General features: G+C 54.6%; 21 protein-coding genes and 1 pseudogene. 4 read left to right on the top strand and 18 right to left on the bottom strand.

Annotated features, from left to right (window positions below; genetic code table 11):
• Window positions 1-5: 5 nt before the first annotated feature.
• The 5 genes from NLK58_RS00705 to NLK58_RS00685 all read right to left on the bottom strand — a co-directional run bounded on the left by NLK58_RS00705 (window position 6) and on the right by NLK58_RS00685 (window position 1,716).
• Window positions 6-278 carry an antitoxin gene (locus NLK58_RS00705; RefSeq protein ID WP_117616818.1) on the bottom strand — a complete coding sequence of 91 codons (273 nt, stop codon included), beginning with the start codon at window positions 276-278 and terminating at the stop codon, window positions 6-8.
• The gene (locus NLK58_RS00700) at window positions 275-475 is read right to left on the bottom strand and encodes a hypothetical protein (protein WP_227539380.1); all 201 of its coding nucleotides are present in this window, start codon (window positions 473-475) and stop codon (window positions 275-277) included. The genes NLK58_RS00705 and NLK58_RS00700 overlap by 4 nt, the downstream gene beginning before the upstream one ends.
• A gap of 125 nt (window positions 476-600) precedes the next feature.
• Window positions 601-837 (bottom strand): type II toxin-antitoxin system BrnA family antitoxin, encoded by a 237-nt coding sequence (brnA, locus tag NLK58_RS00695; protein WP_117616816.1) that lies wholly within the window; start codon window positions 835-837, stop codon window positions 601-603.
• Complete coding sequence (locus NLK58_RS00690; RefSeq protein ID WP_117616815.1) at window positions 827-1,090, bottom strand: BrnT family toxin; 264 nt, start codon at window positions 1,088-1,090, stop codon at window positions 827-829. The genes brnA and NLK58_RS00690 overlap by 11 nt, the downstream gene beginning before the upstream one ends.
• 155 nt (window positions 1,091-1,245) lie before the next feature.
• Window positions 1,246-1,716, bottom strand: a complete 471-nt coding sequence (locus tag NLK58_RS00685; RefSeq protein WP_227539379.1) for a group II intron maturase-specific domain-containing protein — start codon at window positions 1,714-1,716, stop codon at window positions 1,246-1,248.
• Window positions 1,717-2,010: 294 nt separating this feature from the next.
• On the opposite strand from NLK58_RS00685, the gene NLK58_RS00680 reads away from it, so the two are divergent.
• Window positions 2,011-2,247 (top strand): addiction module protein, encoded by a 237-nt coding sequence (locus tag NLK58_RS00680; protein WP_117616813.1) that lies wholly within the window; start codon window positions 2,011-2,013, stop codon window positions 2,245-2,247.
• A 2-nt stretch (window positions 2,248-2,249) separates the two neighbouring features.
• Complete coding sequence (locus NLK58_RS00675) at window positions 2,250-2,564, top strand: type II toxin-antitoxin system RelE/ParE family toxin (RefSeq protein ID WP_117616812.1); 315 nt, start codon at window positions 2,250-2,252, stop codon at window positions 2,562-2,564.
• A 316-nt stretch (window positions 2,565-2,880) separates the two neighbouring features.
• Here the strand turns inward: NLK58_RS00675 and NLK58_RS00670 are convergent, their stop codons facing one another.
• The 10 genes and pseudogenes from NLK58_RS00670 to NLK58_RS00625 form a co-directional block, all read right to left on the bottom strand.
• Window positions 2,881-4,005, bottom strand: coding sequence for an IS91 family transposase (locus NLK58_RS00670; protein WP_341581386.1), 1,125 nt, complete (start codon window positions 4,003-4,005; stop codon window positions 2,881-2,883).
• Window positions 4,002-4,853, bottom strand: coding sequence for a site-specific integrase (locus NLK58_RS00665; protein WP_273070137.1), 852 nt, complete (start codon window positions 4,851-4,853; stop codon window positions 4,002-4,004). The genes NLK58_RS00670 and NLK58_RS00665 overlap by 4 nt, the downstream gene beginning before the upstream one ends.
• Window positions 4,854-5,285: 432 nt before the next feature.
• Window positions 5,286-6,410: an IS91 family transposase gene (locus NLK58_RS00660; RefSeq protein ID WP_341581386.1), complete on the bottom strand. Its 1,125-nt coding sequence runs from the start codon at window positions 6,408-6,410 to the stop codon at window positions 5,286-5,288.
• Complete coding sequence (locus NLK58_RS00655; protein ID WP_273070137.1) at window positions 6,407-7,258, bottom strand: site-specific integrase; 852 nt, start codon at window positions 7,256-7,258, stop codon at window positions 6,407-6,409. Before NLK58_RS00655 ends, NLK58_RS00660 begins: the two co-directional genes overlap by 4 nt.
• A 374-nt stretch (window positions 7,259-7,632) precedes the next feature.
• Window positions 7,633-8,770 (bottom strand): annotated as a pseudogene (locus NLK58_RS00650) (ISNCY family transposase).
• A 392-nt stretch (window positions 8,771-9,162) separates the two neighbouring features.
• Complete coding sequence (locus tag NLK58_RS00645; protein ID WP_341581730.1) at window positions 9,163-9,675, bottom strand: hypothetical protein; 513 nt, start codon at window positions 9,673-9,675, stop codon at window positions 9,163-9,165.
• Between the two features lies 1 nt (window position 9,676).
• On the bottom strand, window positions 9,677-10,012 hold the full coding sequence (locus NLK58_RS00640; RefSeq protein ID WP_341581728.1) for a hypothetical protein: 336 nt from the start codon (window positions 10,010-10,012) through the stop codon (window positions 9,677-9,679).
• A 189-nt stretch (window positions 10,013-10,201) separates the two neighbouring features.
• A complete protein-coding gene (gene ltrA / locus NLK58_RS00635) occupies window positions 10,202-11,590 on the bottom strand; it encodes a group II intron reverse transcriptase/maturase (protein WP_117620284.1) in 1,389 nt (462 codons plus the stop codon).
• Between the two features lie 513 nt (window positions 11,591-12,103).
• On the bottom strand, window positions 12,104-12,397 hold the full coding sequence (locus tag NLK58_RS00630) for a type II toxin-antitoxin system RelE/ParE family toxin (protein ID WP_341581726.1): 294 nt from the start codon (window positions 12,395-12,397) through the stop codon (window positions 12,104-12,106).
• Complete coding sequence (locus NLK58_RS00625) at window positions 12,397-12,618, bottom strand: addiction module protein (RefSeq protein ID WP_117620215.1); 222 nt, start codon at window positions 12,616-12,618, stop codon at window positions 12,397-12,399. Before NLK58_RS00625 ends, NLK58_RS00630 begins: the two co-directional genes overlap by 1 nt.
• Window positions 12,619-12,789: 171 nt before the next feature.
• Here NLK58_RS00625 and NLK58_RS00620 point away from each other — a divergent pair, with 171 nt between their 5' ends.
• Both NLK58_RS00620 and NLK58_RS00615 read left to right on the top strand, forming a co-directional pair.
• Window positions 12,790-13,029: a type II toxin-antitoxin system ParD family antitoxin gene (locus NLK58_RS00620; protein ID WP_012140687.1), complete on the top strand. Its 240-nt coding sequence runs from the start codon at window positions 12,790-12,792 to the stop codon at window positions 13,027-13,029.
• On the top strand, window positions 13,029-13,322 hold the full coding sequence (locus NLK58_RS00615) for a type II toxin-antitoxin system RelE/ParE family toxin (RefSeq protein WP_341581723.1): 294 nt from the start codon (window positions 13,029-13,031) through the stop codon (window positions 13,320-13,322). Before NLK58_RS00620 ends, NLK58_RS00615 begins: the two co-directional genes overlap by 1 nt.
• 97 nt (window positions 13,323-13,419) lie before the next feature.
• Here NLK58_RS00615 and NLK58_RS00610 read toward each other — a convergent pair whose 3' ends face one another.
• The 3 genes from NLK58_RS00610 to NLK58_RS00600 all read right to left on the bottom strand — a co-directional run bounded on the left by NLK58_RS00610 (window position 13,420) and on the right by NLK58_RS00600 (window position 14,983).
• A complete protein-coding gene (locus tag NLK58_RS00610; protein WP_341581722.1) occupies window positions 13,420-13,908 on the bottom strand; it encodes a group II intron maturase-specific domain-containing protein in 489 nt (162 codons plus the stop codon).
• Between the two features lie 297 nt (window positions 13,909-14,205).
• The gene (locus tag NLK58_RS00605) at window positions 14,206-14,610 is read right to left on the bottom strand and encodes a type II toxin-antitoxin system HicB family antitoxin (protein WP_117616808.1); all 405 of its coding nucleotides are present in this window, start codon (window positions 14,608-14,610) and stop codon (window positions 14,206-14,208) included.
• 193 nt (window positions 14,611-14,803) lie between these two features.
• Window positions 14,804-14,983 (bottom strand): type II toxin-antitoxin system HicA family toxin, encoded by a 180-nt coding sequence (locus NLK58_RS00600; protein WP_048494339.1) that lies wholly within the window; start codon window positions 14,981-14,983, stop codon window positions 14,804-14,806.
• Window positions 14,984-15,133: the final 150 nt, after the last annotated feature.

Raw genomic sequence — 15,133 nt, 5'->3', positions numbered from 1 at the left:
GTTAGCTACCGATCCTCATGCAAGCGACCTTCGACATACTTGTGGAGGATGCTGGCAACAAGTGTTTGGTAGGGAATACCCTCAGCCAGCGCTTTTTTCTGCAGCCCCCGAAGATCCTTGGAAGAAAGCCTGATGTTGATGCGGGCATCTTTCTTGAACATGGCCTCGGCGTACTGTTGATGCCGCGCTTTTCGATCCTCAATATCTGGCGCCCGCTGCAACTCCCCAGCATCGAACGCGTCCGGAATTTCCTGCTCTTCTTTATCCAGCCTGCTCATTTCGGACCTCCCAAATAGGTCTTGGTCGCTTTCCGGCTCGGAATGATCGTTTTCAGAAAAACTTCATCTTCCGATTCTACAAAGGGCACGAGATAGGCGTACCCCTCTATTTCAATCACATGAATCTGCTGGCCCGGATACCGTTCCTGATTCGGATGCTCGAACGCATCCAGGATACCTCCGATCGAGATATGCAAAACCACATCCTCGAATGAGATATTCCTTTCCTCTTGGAGAAGCTTGTTCCTCTCTGAATTCCATGTGATCGGTTTCATGAGCGGACTATAGCGCATTGTGTGCTTTTTGTACTCAAGAGCTAACCTTATTTGTTAGCAGTTTCTGCACGAAGGCGCTCAACCAGCCACACCTTTATGATCGATTGGCGGGTAACACCAATGCGCGCTGCCTCACGGTCCAGCGACTCGACAACCCAAGCCGGAAAATCAACGTTGATTCGCTTTTGGTCCTGATTGACGCGGCGAGCCGAAGAAAGATCAAGATCATCAACGATATCTTCCTGACCTTCCTCAAATTTTTTATCGAAGTCTTTAGCTTTCATAGAGCTCAACCTCCTTCTTGCGAGAGCGCCTGACTGAAATCAGGCGAATACAGCCTACCCTGTAAGTGACGACAGCCGACCAGTGCTTTCCGCCAATATTGCCGATCAGCAAGAACCTTGGCTCATCCTCTGATTTTGCACGGATTTCCAGCAGGTACGGATCTTCCCACAGTTTTTGGGCCGCTTCGAAATCAATATCGTGCTTTTCCAGATTGGCCTGGCTTTTGGTTTCGTCGAGCTCAAACTCATCCATGAGTACAAATTATTCCTTTTTTACTCAGATCGCAAGATGTGGGGAGGAGTAGTGCAACTGCTAACGCTTGTAGCATGCGCGCCCTTGGAAAGGAGCCGAAGGCGCAATGTAAAGGGCGTCCGGTGGCCATCGGCCGCGTACTACAGCGACTGGTTTTATGTGCCAACGCACTCCGATCTAACTCCTGGCCGCAAATACCCCCAAACACGGATACCCTCTTTTCTTACACTCACCCCGCGCTTGCGCAACTGGCGGTAGCCGGATCGCCCCCATTGCTTCAGGTGATAGCACCGGAGCTTGCGGCGCACCCACTTTTCCAGATTCTGGATCGGCGATTTCACTTGCGCAAAACCGTAGTAGCCTTTCCAGCCCCTCAAGTACACCGCTAACTCGTCGATCACCGTTTGCATGGCCCGACCTCGACGGGTAAACGTGAACCCCGGGAACACTTGCTCCCAGGAGCGACCAACCGCGCTCTTCTCCTCGTTTACCGTCAATTTCAACCGGCGACGAAGATAGTCGGTGAGGCTCGCCAGTACTCGTTGCCCTGAACGCTGGCTTTTGACGTAGATGTTGCAGTCGTCCGCGTAGCGGACGAACCGATGGCCACGCCGTTCCAGATCCATGTCCACGGTCCATCGATACCCATCGTTTATGTAGCGTTGGGCTTACTTCCGGCCGGCACTCCGGAGACATCCCCTCGCGGGTTTGCCCCTGCCCTTCGCTAACCTTCGGCTCTGCGAATACCTGGTATCGGGACTTTCACCCGACAAGTCTGGTGCCATGCCTGGCACACACGCCCGCCAGCATGCGCGGCGGAATTGAGGCGAAGCCGCAATGGAGTAGCCGTCGCCGTGCCTGGCCTTGTTAGGGCCTTTGAATCGGGATAGCATAAAAGTATTGCCACTCGCGGAGGCACCATGACTACCGAAACATTAGACCAGCTACGCTCCCAGATTTCGACTCTCTCCGAGTCGGAGCGTGCGGCGCTGGCGCGCGAGCTCATAATGAGCCTGGACGGTCCCCGGGACGACGCTGTCGAGCAAGCCTGGAACGACGAAATTGCTCGCCGCGTGTCCAAGGTCCAAAGCGGAAAGGCCACGCTACTCAGCCGTGAAGAATTCCGATCAAAGATGCGAGCGAGGTTAGGCCAGTAACAGTGCGAACGGTAAGGATACTGGATGATGCCTCGCAGGAAGCTATAGAGGCTGCAGCATGGTACGAATATGAACAGCCTGGACTCGGAGCCGAGTTTTTCGCTGCCGTTGATGCCGCCATAGACATAATTGAAGAAAACTTCATCCCCTTATCACCTCTCCCCGAAGAAGCTGGCAATACCGGTGCAAAACGACTGATTCTAGAACGCTTCCCGTACGATATAGTCGCGATTGAGTTGCCAGAAGAAACGGTTGTAATCGCCATTGCTCACCACTCTCGAAAGCCCGGCTATTGGCTGGAACGCGGCAAGCCCTAACACCTAAGCATTTAATGGTCGTGCGCAGCATGACCTTTAAATGTCTGTTGGACTAAGCCGCCGGCACCGAAGCTGCCGGGCGACGCATAAGGGTAAAGTAATCGGGAGGCAAGGCTCGGAACGGTGAGGCTGGCTGCCGACGGACCTCAGCACCAGTGAACATTAGCCGTGTTATATACATCATTGGCCGATTCCTTACGGTGATTTAACTCAGACTACCCCGCAGATGCCGCATTTTCCAGTCTCAAGCCGCACACGGGCCCAGCTCACAAGGAACTGTAAGCGATCACCCGCCAGATCAAGAGCCGCGTGCGGGCTAGCCGGTTGGCACGGCTACTATTCTGAAGCGCGGGATCTGACGAACCATGTGAACCAGACCCTCATCGCAGCGCGGGCAAGGCCAACAACGATGGGGTTCCTGGTTCACTCGGTTTGTCTCTGGTTGGGGTGGCTGCAACAGACACTGCCGGATAACAGCCAACTTTTGTCGTCGCGTTCGGTTACTCAGGTAACCAAAGTGGCGGATGCGCATGAACCCTTTTGGCAGAATGTGCATCAGGAACCGCCTGACGAACTCCCGCCCTTCCAGCCACTGGGTCTTTAGCCGTCCTTGATCCCGGTAATCCTTGTATCGGAACGAGACCCGGTCACCTTCCATCGACAACAACCGCCCGTTGCTGATGGCAATCCGGTGAGTGTAACGAGCCAGATAATCCACTACGGACTCAGCCTGGTTCAGGCAATGCCGGGTGTAGACAACCCACTCTTGTCGCATCAGGCCGTTGAGCACGTCATCAACCTCACCGCTGTTGGTCACCCGATGCAACTCACCAGCGTTCGACGACGCTCTGAGCAACGACACCATTCGCCCGCGAAAACGCCGTGATAATGCCCGCACCGGGAACAGGTAGTGGCTCTTTGCTCTGTGCCATTCACCCCTGCCTGTCAGTACACCTCCAGGGATTAGACAATGCACATGAACATGGCGACTCAGGTTCTGCCCCCATGTATGCAGCACCGCCGTCATGCCCAGTTCGCCCTGCAGATGCTGCGTATTGCGGCCGAACTGATTGAGCGTATTCCAGACGGCCTGGAAGAGGCAGCGGTAGAGTACCTCGGGATGCAGTTGAACCCAGCCATTCAGGGTATGGGGCAATGTAAACACCAGATGGAAGTAGGGTACCGGTAACAACAACGCCCTTTGCCGGTCACTCCATCGCTGGCTGGCACGGCCCTGGCACTGCGGACAGTGCCGATCCCGGCAGCCGTAATAACAGACGGAGCGGGCCTTGCAGTGATCACACTGCATCTCCATACCGCCCATGCGGGCCGTCCGGCACCCGGTTAACCGGGCACAGACCTTGCGGCGATGGCCGTCCAGTGGCTCATCGGGGAGGAACTGGTCCAGAATTGTCTGGACGGTTAGTGAACTGGCCATCATCCACCTCCCAGACCTGCAATCAGGTCGACAGGTCCACGGTTTTGGGGTGTCACGCCCGGCAGCCAATGCAGATACCGTTGTGTGCTGCGCAGGTCGCTATGCCCCAGCAGCCGTTGCAACTCATGGAGGGGAACGCCCTGCTCTAACTGATGGGTGGCGTAAGCATGGCGCAAGGCATGAATGCCTCCACGTTTGTGAATGCCACTGGCTCTCTTGGCCTGATGGAACACCTTCTGGGGCGTGGTGATATGAAGGTGCTTGTCTGGCAGCAAATCACTGGGAAATAACCACGGCATGGGACGACGAATCCGCCAATATTGACGAAGCACCTGGAGCAGTCCCGGTGCCAGAGGCACCATCCGGTCCTTGGCTCCCTTGCCCTGGGCAACCCGAAGCAGATGACGTTCCCCATCAAGGTCCTTCACCTGCAATGCCACCGCTTCACTGACTCGCAAGCCACAGCCATAGATGATGGACAGCAACGCCTGATGCTTGGGGTTGGAGACGCCCGCTAGTAGGCGAGAGACTTCCTGACGGGTCAGCAATTCCGGAATGCGCTGGGGGCGCTTGGGTAAGACCAGCGTCACATCGAAATGCGCCCAGTGCAGCACTTGCAGGTACAAAAACCGGATGCCGTGTAGGTAGAGGCGACAACTGGCTGGTGACAGGGCGCGCTCCTGGACCAGGTAGTTGAAATAGACCTGCAGGTCATCGACTTGCAGTTGATCCGGCGAGCGCCGGTAGTATCGAGCCAGCTCGGTTACAACGTACAGATAACTTTGCTGGGTTCGGGGGGAAAAGCCATGTTGGCACATGGCCTGGATCATGGTCTGACGTAACGGTGTCATGACGGATTCTCCTCTTCTGAAAAGCCCACCTGGGCTCATCAAAAGTATCCGTCAATCCACCTGATCTCGCGGGAAACTCCCCGGCTTACTCGCTACCGCGAAGCGGTTTAGTTCAACACCTAAGCATTTAATGGTCGTGCGCAGCATGACCTTTAAATGTCTGTTGGACTAAGCCGCCGGCACCGAAGCTGCCGGGCGACGCATAAGGGTAAAGTAATCGGGAGGCAAGGCTCGGAACGGTGAGGCTGGCTGCCGACGGACCTCAGCACCAGTGAACATTAGCCGTGTTATATACATCATTGGCCGATTCCTTACGGTGATTTAACTCAGACTACCCCGCAGATGCCGCATTTTCCAGTCTCAAGCCGCACACGGGCCCAGCTCACAAGGAACTGTAAGCGATCACCCGCCAGATCAAGAGCCGCGTGCGGGCTAGCCGGTTGGCACGGCTACTATTCTGAAGCGCGGGATCTGACGAACCATGTGAACCAGACCCTCATCGCAGCGCGGGCAAGGCCAACAACGATGGGGTTCCTGGTTCACTCGGTTTGTCTCTGGTTGGGGTGGCTGCAACAGACACTGCCGGATAACAGCCAACTTTTGTCGTCGCGTTCGGTTACTCAGGTAACCAAAGTGGCGGATGCGCATGAACCCTTTTGGCAGAATGTGCATCAGGAACCGCCTGACGAACTCCCGCCCTTCCAGCCACTGGGTCTTTAGCCGTCCTTGATCCCGGTAATCCTTGTATCGGAACGAGACCCGGTCACCTTCCATCGACAACAACCGCCCGTTGCTGATGGCAATCCGGTGAGTGTAACGAGCCAGATAATCCACTACGGACTCAGCCTGGTTCAGGCAATGCCGGGTGTAGACAACCCACTCTTGTCGCATCAGGCCGTTGAGCACGTCATCAACCTCACCGCTGTTGGTCACCCGATGCAACTCACCAGCGTTCGACGACGCTCTGAGCAACGACACCATTCGCCCGCGAAAACGCCGTGATAATGCCCGCACCGGGAACAGGTAGTGGCTCTTTGCTCTGTGCCATTCACCCCTGCCTGTCAGTACACCTCCAGGGATTAGACAATGCACATGAACATGGCGACTCAGGTTCTGCCCCCATGTATGCAGCACCGCCGTCATGCCCAGTTCGCCCTGCAGATGCTGCGTATTGCGGCCGAACTGATTGAGCGTATTCCAGACGGCCTGGAAGAGGCAGCGGTAGAGTACCTCGGGATGCAGTTGAACCCAGCCATTCAGGGTATGGGGCAATGTAAACACCAGATGGAAGTAGGGTACCGGTAACAACAACGCCCTTTGCCGGTCACTCCATCGCTGGCTGGCACGGCCCTGGCACTGCGGACAGTGCCGATCCCGGCAGCCGTAATAACAGACGGAGCGGGCCTTGCAGTGATCACACTGCATCTCCATACCGCCCATGCGGGCCGTCCGGCACCCGGTTAACCGGGCACAGACCTTGCGGCGATGGCCGTCCAGTGGCTCATCGGGGAGGAACTGGTCCAGAATTGTCTGGACGGTTAGTGAACTGGCCATCATCCACCTCCCAGACCTGCAATCAGGTCGACAGGTCCACGGTTTTGGGGTGTCACGCCCGGCAGCCAATGCAGATACCGTTGTGTGCTGCGCAGGTCGCTATGCCCCAGCAGCCGTTGCAACTCATGGAGGGGAACGCCCTGCTCTAACTGATGGGTGGCGTAAGCATGGCGCAAGGCATGAATGCCTCCACGTTTGTGAATGCCACTGGCTCTCTTGGCCTGATGGAACACCTTCTGGGGCGTGGTGATATGAAGGTGCTTGTCTGGCAGCAAATCACTGGGAAATAACCACGGCATGGGACGACGAATCCGCCAATATTGACGAAGCACCTGGAGCAGTCCCGGTGCCAGAGGCACCATCCGGTCCTTGGCTCCCTTGCCCTGGGCAACCCGAAGCAGATGACGTTCCCCATCAAGGTCCTTCACCTGCAATGCCACCGCTTCACTGACTCGCAAGCCACAGCCATAGATGATGGACAGCAACGCCTGATGCTTGGGGTTGGAGACGCCCGCTAGTAGGCGAGAGACTTCCTGACGGGTCAGCAATTCCGGAATGCGCTGGGGGCGCTTGGGTAAGACCAGCGTCACATCGAAATGCGCCCAGTGCAGCACTTGCAGGTACAAAAACCGGATGCCGTGTAGGTAGAGGCGACAACTGGCTGGTGACAGGGCGCGCTCCTGGACCAGGTAGTTGAAATAGACCTGCAGGTCATCGACTTGCAGTTGATCCGGCGAGCGCCGGTAGTATCGAGCCAGCTCGGTTACAACGTACAGATAACTTTGCTGGGTTCGGGGGGAAAAGCCATGTTGGCACATGGCCTGGATCATGGTCTGACGTAACGGTGTCATGACGGATTCTCCTCTTCTGAAAAGCCCACCTGGGCTCATCAAAAGTATCCGTCAATCCACCTGATCTCGCGGGAAACTCCCCGGCTTACTCGCTACCGCGAAGCGGTTTAGTTCAACAGCAACTAGACCGGATTCCACGATATTGCAAAAAAGTGCGTTCTAGATAGTTCCCATCCAGAAACACGCGTTTTCAACCAGTTTGGCTCATTTCTGGGAATAGGAGCTTAGCTGAGTGCCTTCAAAAAATTGAAGGCGATTGAATACCGGTCAGTTTGGCCACTATCTGATCAATCAGTCCAAATTCAGGCCACAGGTATGCACTGCAAGGCCTGTCCATGCATCCTTTCAACAGCTTTTGAGGCCCAAGCCGTAGGCTAATCGGGGCCGAGTCGTGCCAGCCGAACCAGGTTGTAACTCAGAGCCGAGGCCCAGACAAACGCCTTGAAGCCATCGTGACCTTTCCACATCGCTTTCGCGGCTCTGAAGGCCCGCTTTAATTCCGAGATATTGCCCCGATGCCGGCTCGAAAATGATGCAAGGCATTAGAGGTCTTCGACTTCACGCCCATAGCGGTGAGCGATACGCCCACGGGCTTGTGAAATACAACGTGCTTAAGCCCCATGGCGCGTCCGGCCGCGACGTTCGCCTGACTGGCGTAGCCGCCATCGGCAACCACTGAGCGGGGCAACTTGCCCAGAACAGAACGGTGATAATCCAGAACCGGCAGGAACAGGGTCTTGTCACCGGGATTGCCCTCTTCAATGGTTAACGCGGTAATAAAACCTCTCACTTCGCTGCTCAGGTTGATCTTGTGGCCGTACTGCACATCCCGGAATCCCATGACGATAATATCTGTGTGCGGCTCGAACAGGCTGATGATTTTGTCCCCCGAGGGCACCCGCTCGCCCTGGATGACTCGACGTTACGTTTGCTCGATCACCCGCGCGGTCAGGTCTCTGTAGTGTGCCAGAGCCTCCAGCCATTTCCGTGTGGCGGGGGAAGCCTCGGCACCGTCAACGACCTGCTGATGTCCGCGATCCGCCTGCTTCACGACCCATCGAGCGATCTTCAGCAACTCGGGATAGAGTTCGTTCTTGACCGCCTGCTTTGCGTTGAATATGCGAAAGGCCAGTGACTTTGCCGCTTTGCGCTTGTCAGTAAAGCGGACCTTCAGGCCGGTGTCGGTTTTGCTTTTTGCCAGCAGCCGGCTGATCACACGCACGCCATCATTCAGCAACTGGCTGTCACTGGGCGGAGCAATAGGGCTGGCCACCACGGTACTGTCGATGCGCAGCTTATCCAGGGAAGCCACCCCCGTGTCCAGCAGGCTTCTTGTCAGTACCTGGTGCGCCCGCTCCAGGGTTTCCGGCTTGATGCCCCGGATCGTGGACTGCAGGCAGGACCGGCTGGGTGCCTGTCCAGGACCTCCGACAGCTTCTGGAGCCGGATGCCATACTCGTGATTCGAGTAATGTTCGAATATACTGGCCTGAGCATTGCGGGTTTCTCGCATGCGGGATTCTCTTGGTTGTTGATGTTTTTTGTTCGCACCTAAAACATACCAGAACCAAGAGGATTTTTTATCCATTCTCAGAATTATTATTTGAAAATCAACCGTTTATTAGTTTCTGGATGGGCACTAACTGGAGCCATGCAGCCCGACGTTTGAATAGTGCCAGTGACCGGTTAACCGATGAATGTCTGGTGCCCCTGATCCACCGATGGAACGACCGGTCAGGCTGTGGCCTGAAGCCACGTAAGAGAGCCCCTATATGTGTTTGCTGTAAGTGCCTGAAGCTCGATGAGACTAACGAAGCAGGCGTTCTTGCTCATGGGTTTAGGTTAGCCGCTGGTGCGGCCAAAAAAATGACTATTGCCTATTGATTCCGAGAAGGCTCATATGGGTTATGGCTTTTTGGCATTTTCGATAGCATTCAGAATAGCAATATCATCGAATGGCTTATCAAAATAATCCGTTTTCTTCAAAATATTTTGGACACTCACTGGAAGCTCGAGATATTTCTTTTTCAAGCCCCAAGTTGCTTCGCCAAAAACCAATTGTTTTATATTCTGTACAATCTCTTTCGGTGTCCCAGAAATATCGGCACCCTCCAAAACACCAATTGCGTAAGCCAATTCAGTCAACTCTGGCTTTTCGCAAATCTCCGAGACAAGCGAACTTCGCGTGATGAGAAAAATTCTTACATCATCGATACTATAATCACGCAACTGTTCGATCACTGATTCATCGGGTAAGGGACGACTAGCAGCTATTTTTTCACACCGCTCTACGGCTTCTCCATATTGTGCAATTCTCTCAGAAATGTAGCGATGTGCAGTAGGTTCGTTGTTACCACCAGCAAAAGCAGAAGTGGCGGCGAGCAGCAAAGGGCATGCGAGTTTGAAATTAACTTTCATATTAATAGCCCCCGCAACCATTATCCACGGCTTTCCAGAACTGCCGTTGTTCGTATGACAACCCTGCTCTGAGCCTTTGCATTTGGGCAATTTCGGATATTGTTTTTCTGACAACAGGCTGAATCTTGCTCATTGACTGTGCGAACAGAACCCAGTCGGTGGAATGAACATTGAAAGTCACTTGCGCAGAGTTGTTGCCAAGAAATATCGTTGTTAAAACCCCAGCGGGCAAAAGAATCTCTAGCATGTTTCCATTGCGCTGAGCCTTCCTTATTGCTTCCAGCGCGTCCTGATCTTCAGAGTCCAGCTTCAAGCCCGAAATTGTGGGACAGTCCATTGCGTTTCCTCCTTTCCATGGTTTTTCCAAAAACGGAAATTACCCAGTGGCTTGCAGTCCAGCAACCACTGCCATAACGCTGAAGCACAGCGGCGCCCTTGTAATGAAGGCGAAGCCGATCGAGTAGGAGGGGGAGTTACCTCCCCCGTCCTCTCACACCACCGTACGTACGGTTCCGTATACGGCGGTTCATGGCTGGCTCTGAAGCCGAGTCATCGTATCCAACAAGCTTACCAGAGACAGGCGGTTAAAGACCTTCTTGGGGAGTGCGGCATTCATATGCGATGCCCCGCTATTCCACCAAGGCCCGCGCCCGTTTGTCGCGCTTTTCCAAGCCCGTTCCTCCACCAGTCCAAGCCGCATCAGGTTGCGAGCTCGAGTGTGAACTCGCTTCCATTGTCGCCACAGGATCAGGCGGAGTCGTCGCCGTACCCACCCGTCCATCGCCTCTACCGAGCGCTTTGAGTCGGTCAGGCGGTAGTAGTTCGCCCACCCTCGCAGCACTGGATTCAGGTGTTGGATGGTGGTCAGCAGCGATCGCCCCCGTGATCGTCGGAGCAACTGACGCAGGTTGGCCTGATGAGCTTTCAGGCTCTTGGGCGCAATCCTCAGCCGAACCTGTTTGTGCCAGCTTACGCTGTAACCCAGATAGCTCCGGCGCCAAGGCCGATCCACGGCGCTTTTCTCCGTGTTGATCTTCAGGCGCAAGTGCGTTTCCAGATAGTGGGTGAGGCTGGCCATGATCCGGTGCCCGGCTCGCTTGCTACGAACGTAGATATTGCAGTCGTCCGCGTAGCGGCAGAACCGATGGCCCCGGCGCTCCAGCTCCCTGTCCAGTTCGGTCAAAAGAACATTGGAGAGCAGAGGCGAGAGCGGGCCGCCTTGTGGCGTCCCTTCCCGTCTCGGGCTGACCACCCCACCGTCCAGCATGCCGGCTTCCAGATAACGTCGGATCAGGGTCAGTATCCGGCGGTCGGTGATGCGACGAGCCAGCAGGCTCATCAGCACATCGTGGTTGACCCGGTCAAAGAACTGGGCCAGATCCAGATCGACCACCCAACGGTGGCCCTCATTGATGTGCTGCTGCATCGCCTTGACCGCCTGATGGGCACTTCTCCCAGGCCGGAAGCCGTAACTGTGATCCGAGAAGGTCGGTTCCAGCATCGGGCTCAGCACTTGGTGAAGGGCTTGTTGAATCAGGCGATCTTGTACCGTCGGAATACCCAGTACCCGTTCGCCGCCTTGCGGCTTGAGGATACTGACCCGGCGTATGGGCTGAGGATGGTAGCGTCCGGCCAATAAGCGCTCACGCACCGTTGGCCAATGCTGTTGCAGGTGGCCTTTCAGGGCCGTTGTGGGCATCTGATCGACGCCAGCTGCGCCCTTGTTGGACACCACCCGCTGATACGCACGCATCAGGTTCGGGCGCTCAAGCACCTGTTCCATCCGCGCGTTCGGCTCCGCGTTCGTCCACGAATGAGCCTCCGCGTCTGCCTCGACACGGGCACCAGTCTCTGCCGGATTCCGTCCGGCGCCTCCCTGATTGCCCTGACCCATCCGGGCCGCTTCTGTCTTCATAAGCACACCACGAGCACTCATCGCCTACTTGCGGTCAACCATGTTCAGCCCTTCAGTGTGCGGTGACACACCTACTATGGCCTCTGCTGAGTTCTGGCTTCCCATCCCCACCCCTCACGAGGTGAGTAGCACGGTGGCAGAAAACCAGACTTCCCAGGGTAAGACGCGTGACCTTCACACTTATACCCGCCGCATCTACGTTCACACCTTCTGTGCAAGTATCGGGCTTTGACGATATTGGCCGCCTTACCCGGTGTGACCGCCTCGTATGCGATTTCTGTTCGTCAGGTCAGTGTTTTGCCTGCGGCTTCCTTCAGATTCCACCTCGCGATGGACACCCTTGCCGTCCGGCTAGTGGTTCCCCTTACCGGGCCCACAGGGGACTTGCACCCCCAAGTCATCCGGCCAGCACCACCTGTACCGGAACAGCGCCCGTCAAGGCGCTACGCGCCATGCCTGGCGCACCAATGAAAAGGGCGTCCGGCGGCCACCGGCCGCGTACTACAGCGACTGTTATAACCGGCGCTGCCAATAACCCGGCTGGCGGCTTTGGTGCATAACTGCAACTACATGGCAAGTTGAAGTGGAAGGCGTGTAGACAACGGCGTAGGGAAATTTTGTCAGCAGAAATCTGCGGGTTCGCTTGCCGAATTTGGGCCACGTTTCTGGCAGTGACCGTATCGATTCATAGGCAGCCTCCAGCTCTCCGATGAAATCTTCTCCAAGGCCAGCCGCCTGCTGCTCATACCATGAGTACGCTTCCTGGACTTCTTGATAAATCGAAGGATGAAAATTCAGTTCAGCCATTAAGGAGAGCGCTTGAGCTGGTTTTTAATTTCATCCCACGACACAGCCTGGACATTGCCAGCTTCGAGTTCATCAATTCGCTGCTCAGCGAGGGCCGACCACGCCGCATCAACACCCTCGTCGTGCTGGGTTTCAAGACTGGATATCAGACAATGGGCAAGCAAAGCCCGATCATTTGCTGAGAGAACCTTTGTCTCTTCAATAACTTGCTCAAGCTTCATCTTTGGGGACCTCATCATGCATTTCAGTCTACTGACAAAGTTTAGCATGCCTGCAATGCAGGCCTGAAAGAGCCGTTATAACGCCCGCAATCACGCGCTTGTCGCGTGGATTGCATTGTTATGCCACCTGGACCAAAATATACCAATTATTGGTACTAGCGAGGTGGCATCATGCAAAAGAACACCAGCATCACTTTAGGCCAACATTTTGATGCGTTTATTGCAGAACAGCTCAAAAATGGCCGATACAGCTCAACCAGCGAGGTCGTTCGTGCCGCATTGCGCCTGCTTGAAGAGTCTGAAACCCGCCTGACTACACTTCGTAAATTGCTCAAGGAAGGCGAGGACAGTGGTTTCGAAGACTACTCCTATGACTCGTTTATTCGTGAACTGGACAACGAAGGGCGCTGATGCCAAGTTTCAAGCTTTCCAGAAAAGCCAAGGCTGACCTCAAATCAATTGCCCTATACACGGAGCGTGAATGGGGCCGGGATCAACGAAACCACTATATTCTTCAGTTCGATCAATGCTTCCACCTTCTGGGTGAAAATCCAAACCTGGGGCAAGCCTGCGATGAGATAAGTCTAGGCTACCGGCAGTACCCTCAGGGAAGCCACATCATTTATCGGCTAGCCACCGACGATGTTGTTGAAATTATCCGCATCCTACACAAACGCATGTTGCCTGAAGGGCATCTGATTTAGGGCATAATCGGGATAGGGCGAGGCCTCACAGCCCCGCTCCCCCCACACCACCGGGCATACGGATCACGTACCACGGCGGTTCGGTTGATTGAGTTGTTCAACGCTCAACAAGATCCGGCAGCCCCAGCGACAGGAAATACTGTCGGGGCAAGGCTTGCGCCAATCCCGGACTGCGGCTCAAACGCCACGGGCCATGAGCCGACTTGGCCGTATTCCAGGCCAGTCTTACACTCACTCCGCGCTTGCACAACTGGCGGTAGCCGGATCGTCCCCATTGCTTCAGGTGATAGCAACGTAGCTTGCGCACCCACTTTTCCAGGTCCTGGATCGGCGATTTCACTTGCGCAAAACCGTAGTAGCCTTTCCAGCCCCTCAGGTACACCGCCAACTCGTCAATCACCGTTTGCATGGTTCGACCCCGCGTTCGCCGGGTGATTTTCCGGACACGATTCTTGAACTGCGTGATCACATCGTCACTCACCTTACGCCGCTTTTCCCGACCTCGACGGGTAAACGTGAACCCCAGGAACACTCGCTCCCAGGGGCGACCAACCGCGCTCTTGTCCTCGTTTACCGTCAATTTCAATCGGCGACACATCAGGCGGTCGAGTACAGTCGGAAGGCACGGCGCAGGTTGTCCCTCTCCAGCACCCGTTCCATCAGTCGATCGTGAACAACCGGAGTGTCTTCTCTATCGGATCCAGCCCATCGGGCCGAAACAAACTTAATGCATTTGTTAAACTAAAGAACAAATTATCATATTGCGACAAAAAAATTGCAGGATAAAAAATCGGCAATCGTTTTAGATCTCAGAATGACACTATATCTATAATAAAAAGCCCCACAAATTGCGGGGCTTTTTATCTACTAAGATGATCGAAGATCAAACGTGCTGCAATATCTTCATTGCAGCATCTGCTAAGAACTTCGATCGATCCTTGTAGTCCTTATGTGTATCAACGAAGCGGTCGATCTGAGTAATCAGGCGATTCGGCAGCGAGATATTGATTCGTTGGGCTGTGCCAAGATAACGAACCACATCCACTTGAACCATTACCCAAACGCCGTTGGCGTAATTCGGATTACCTGTTAGCTCTCCCAGATCACTGGCGGCCGGAATCTCTATCCCCTCTTCCGCCATGGTTTCCATGTGAAAATCAATCGCTTCTGCTGCATTTTCTACTGCTTCATTAAAGGTATCTCCTGCAGAGTGACAGCCGGGAAGATCCGGCACAATCACACCGTAGGCACTGTCCCCTTCTTGTTGGATCAGGATGGGATAAAACATATCACCACCTCCACACTCCACTTAGATTTCATTTAAAGGTCTATTTATTAAATGACAATTTACTTCGCTTAAGTTAACAGTCAATTCAACGTATTTAGTTGATGAATTTTAAAGTTGCGCGTGTCTCAATCACCTCGCGCTTCCCTCCTTTTTTGAATTTACCCCCCAATTGGCTCGGAAAAGCGGCCGGGCTTTAAAGCCCGGCTTGCTTCAAGATGCTCTTAACAGTGCCAGTCGGAAGATCTTTCTTCGGGTGGGGAATCGTCACCAGTCCAAGCTTTTCTGGGTGCTTGAACTGCTGATGGCTCCCCCTCGTTCGAATGAGCTGCCAACCATCTGCTTCGATCATCTTGACAAGTTTCCGACTATCCATAAGCGGGTCCTTAATCAAAATAACAGGTAGAGTTTACACACGCAACACACGAAAATCAAGATTTTTACACACAATACACACTAAATTGTAACGCATTGCGTCGGTATCGCAGGGAGGTGAAGCCTTTGATCTCGGGAGAAAAACAGCGCA

It is taken from the genome of Marinobacter metalliresistant, assembly GCF_038098645.1.
GTDB lineage: Bacteria > Pseudomonadota > Gammaproteobacteria > Pseudomonadales > Oleiphilaceae > Marinobacter > Marinobacter metalliresistant.
This window is presented reverse-complemented; position numbering and strand designations above follow the sequence as displayed.

Excerpts from the sequence above, each read along its gene's own strand:
- NLK58_RS00630 (WP_341581726.1), bottom strand. The coding sequence starts at position 12,397 with ATGGCTGAACTGAATTTTCATCCTTCGATTTATCAAGAAGTCCAGGAA.
- NLK58_RS00665 (WP_273070137.1), bottom strand. The coding sequence starts at position 4,853 with ATGACACCGTTACGTCAGACCATGATCCAGGCCATGTGCCAACATGGC.
- NLK58_RS00705 (WP_117616818.1), bottom strand. The coding sequence starts at position 278 with ATGAGCAGGCTGGATAAAGAAGAGCAGGAAATTCCGGACGCGTTCGAT.
- brnA (WP_117616816.1), bottom strand. The coding sequence starts at position 837 with ATGAAAGCTAAAGACTTCGATAAAAAATTTGAGGAAGGTCAGGAAGAT.
- NLK58_RS00620 (WP_012140687.1), top strand. The coding sequence starts at position 12,790 with ATGCAAAAGAACACCAGCATCACTTTAGGCCAACATTTTGATGCGTTT.
- NLK58_RS00600 (WP_048494339.1), bottom strand. The coding sequence starts at position 14,983 with ATGGATAGTCGGAAACTTGTCAAGATGATCGAAGCAGATGGTTGGCAG.
- NLK58_RS00615 (WP_341581723.1), top strand. The coding sequence starts at position 13,029 with ATGCCAAGTTTCAAGCTTTCCAGAAAAGCCAAGGCTGACCTCAAATCA.
- NLK58_RS00625 (WP_117620215.1), bottom strand. The coding sequence starts at position 12,618 with ATGAAGCTTGAGCAAGTTATTGAAGAGACAAAGGTTCTCTCAGCAAAT.
- NLK58_RS00645 (WP_341581730.1), bottom strand. The coding sequence starts at position 9,675 with ATGAAAGTTAATTTCAAACTCGCATGCCCTTTGCTGCTCGCCGCCACT.
- NLK58_RS00660 (WP_341581386.1), bottom strand. The coding sequence starts at position 6,410 with ATGATGGCCAGTTCACTAACCGTCCAGACAATTCTGGACCAGTTCCTC.
- NLK58_RS00680 (WP_117616813.1), top strand. The coding sequence starts at position 2,011 with ATGACTACCGAAACATTAGACCAGCTACGCTCCCAGATTTCGACTCTC.
- NLK58_RS00640 (WP_341581728.1), bottom strand. The coding sequence starts at position 10,012 with ATGGACTGTCCCACAATTTCGGGCTTGAAGCTGGACTCTGAAGATCAG.
- NLK58_RS00655 (WP_273070137.1), bottom strand. The coding sequence starts at position 7,258 with ATGACACCGTTACGTCAGACCATGATCCAGGCCATGTGCCAACATGGC.
- NLK58_RS00605 (WP_117616808.1), bottom strand. The coding sequence starts at position 14,610 with ATGTTTTATCCCATCCTGATCCAACAAGAAGGGGACAGTGCCTACGGT.
- NLK58_RS00685 (WP_227539379.1), bottom strand. The coding sequence starts at position 1,716 with ATGGATCTGGAACGGCGTGGCCATCGGTTCGTCCGCTACGCGGACGAC.
- NLK58_RS00690 (WP_117616815.1), bottom strand. The coding sequence starts at position 1,090 with ATGGATGAGTTTGAGCTCGACGAAACCAAAAGCCAGGCCAATCTGGAA.
- ltrA (WP_117620284.1), bottom strand. The coding sequence starts at position 11,590 with ATGAAGACAGAAGCGGCCCGGATGGGTCAGGGCAATCAGGGAGGCGCC.
- NLK58_RS00670 (WP_341581386.1), bottom strand. The coding sequence starts at position 4,005 with ATGATGGCCAGTTCACTAACCGTCCAGACAATTCTGGACCAGTTCCTC.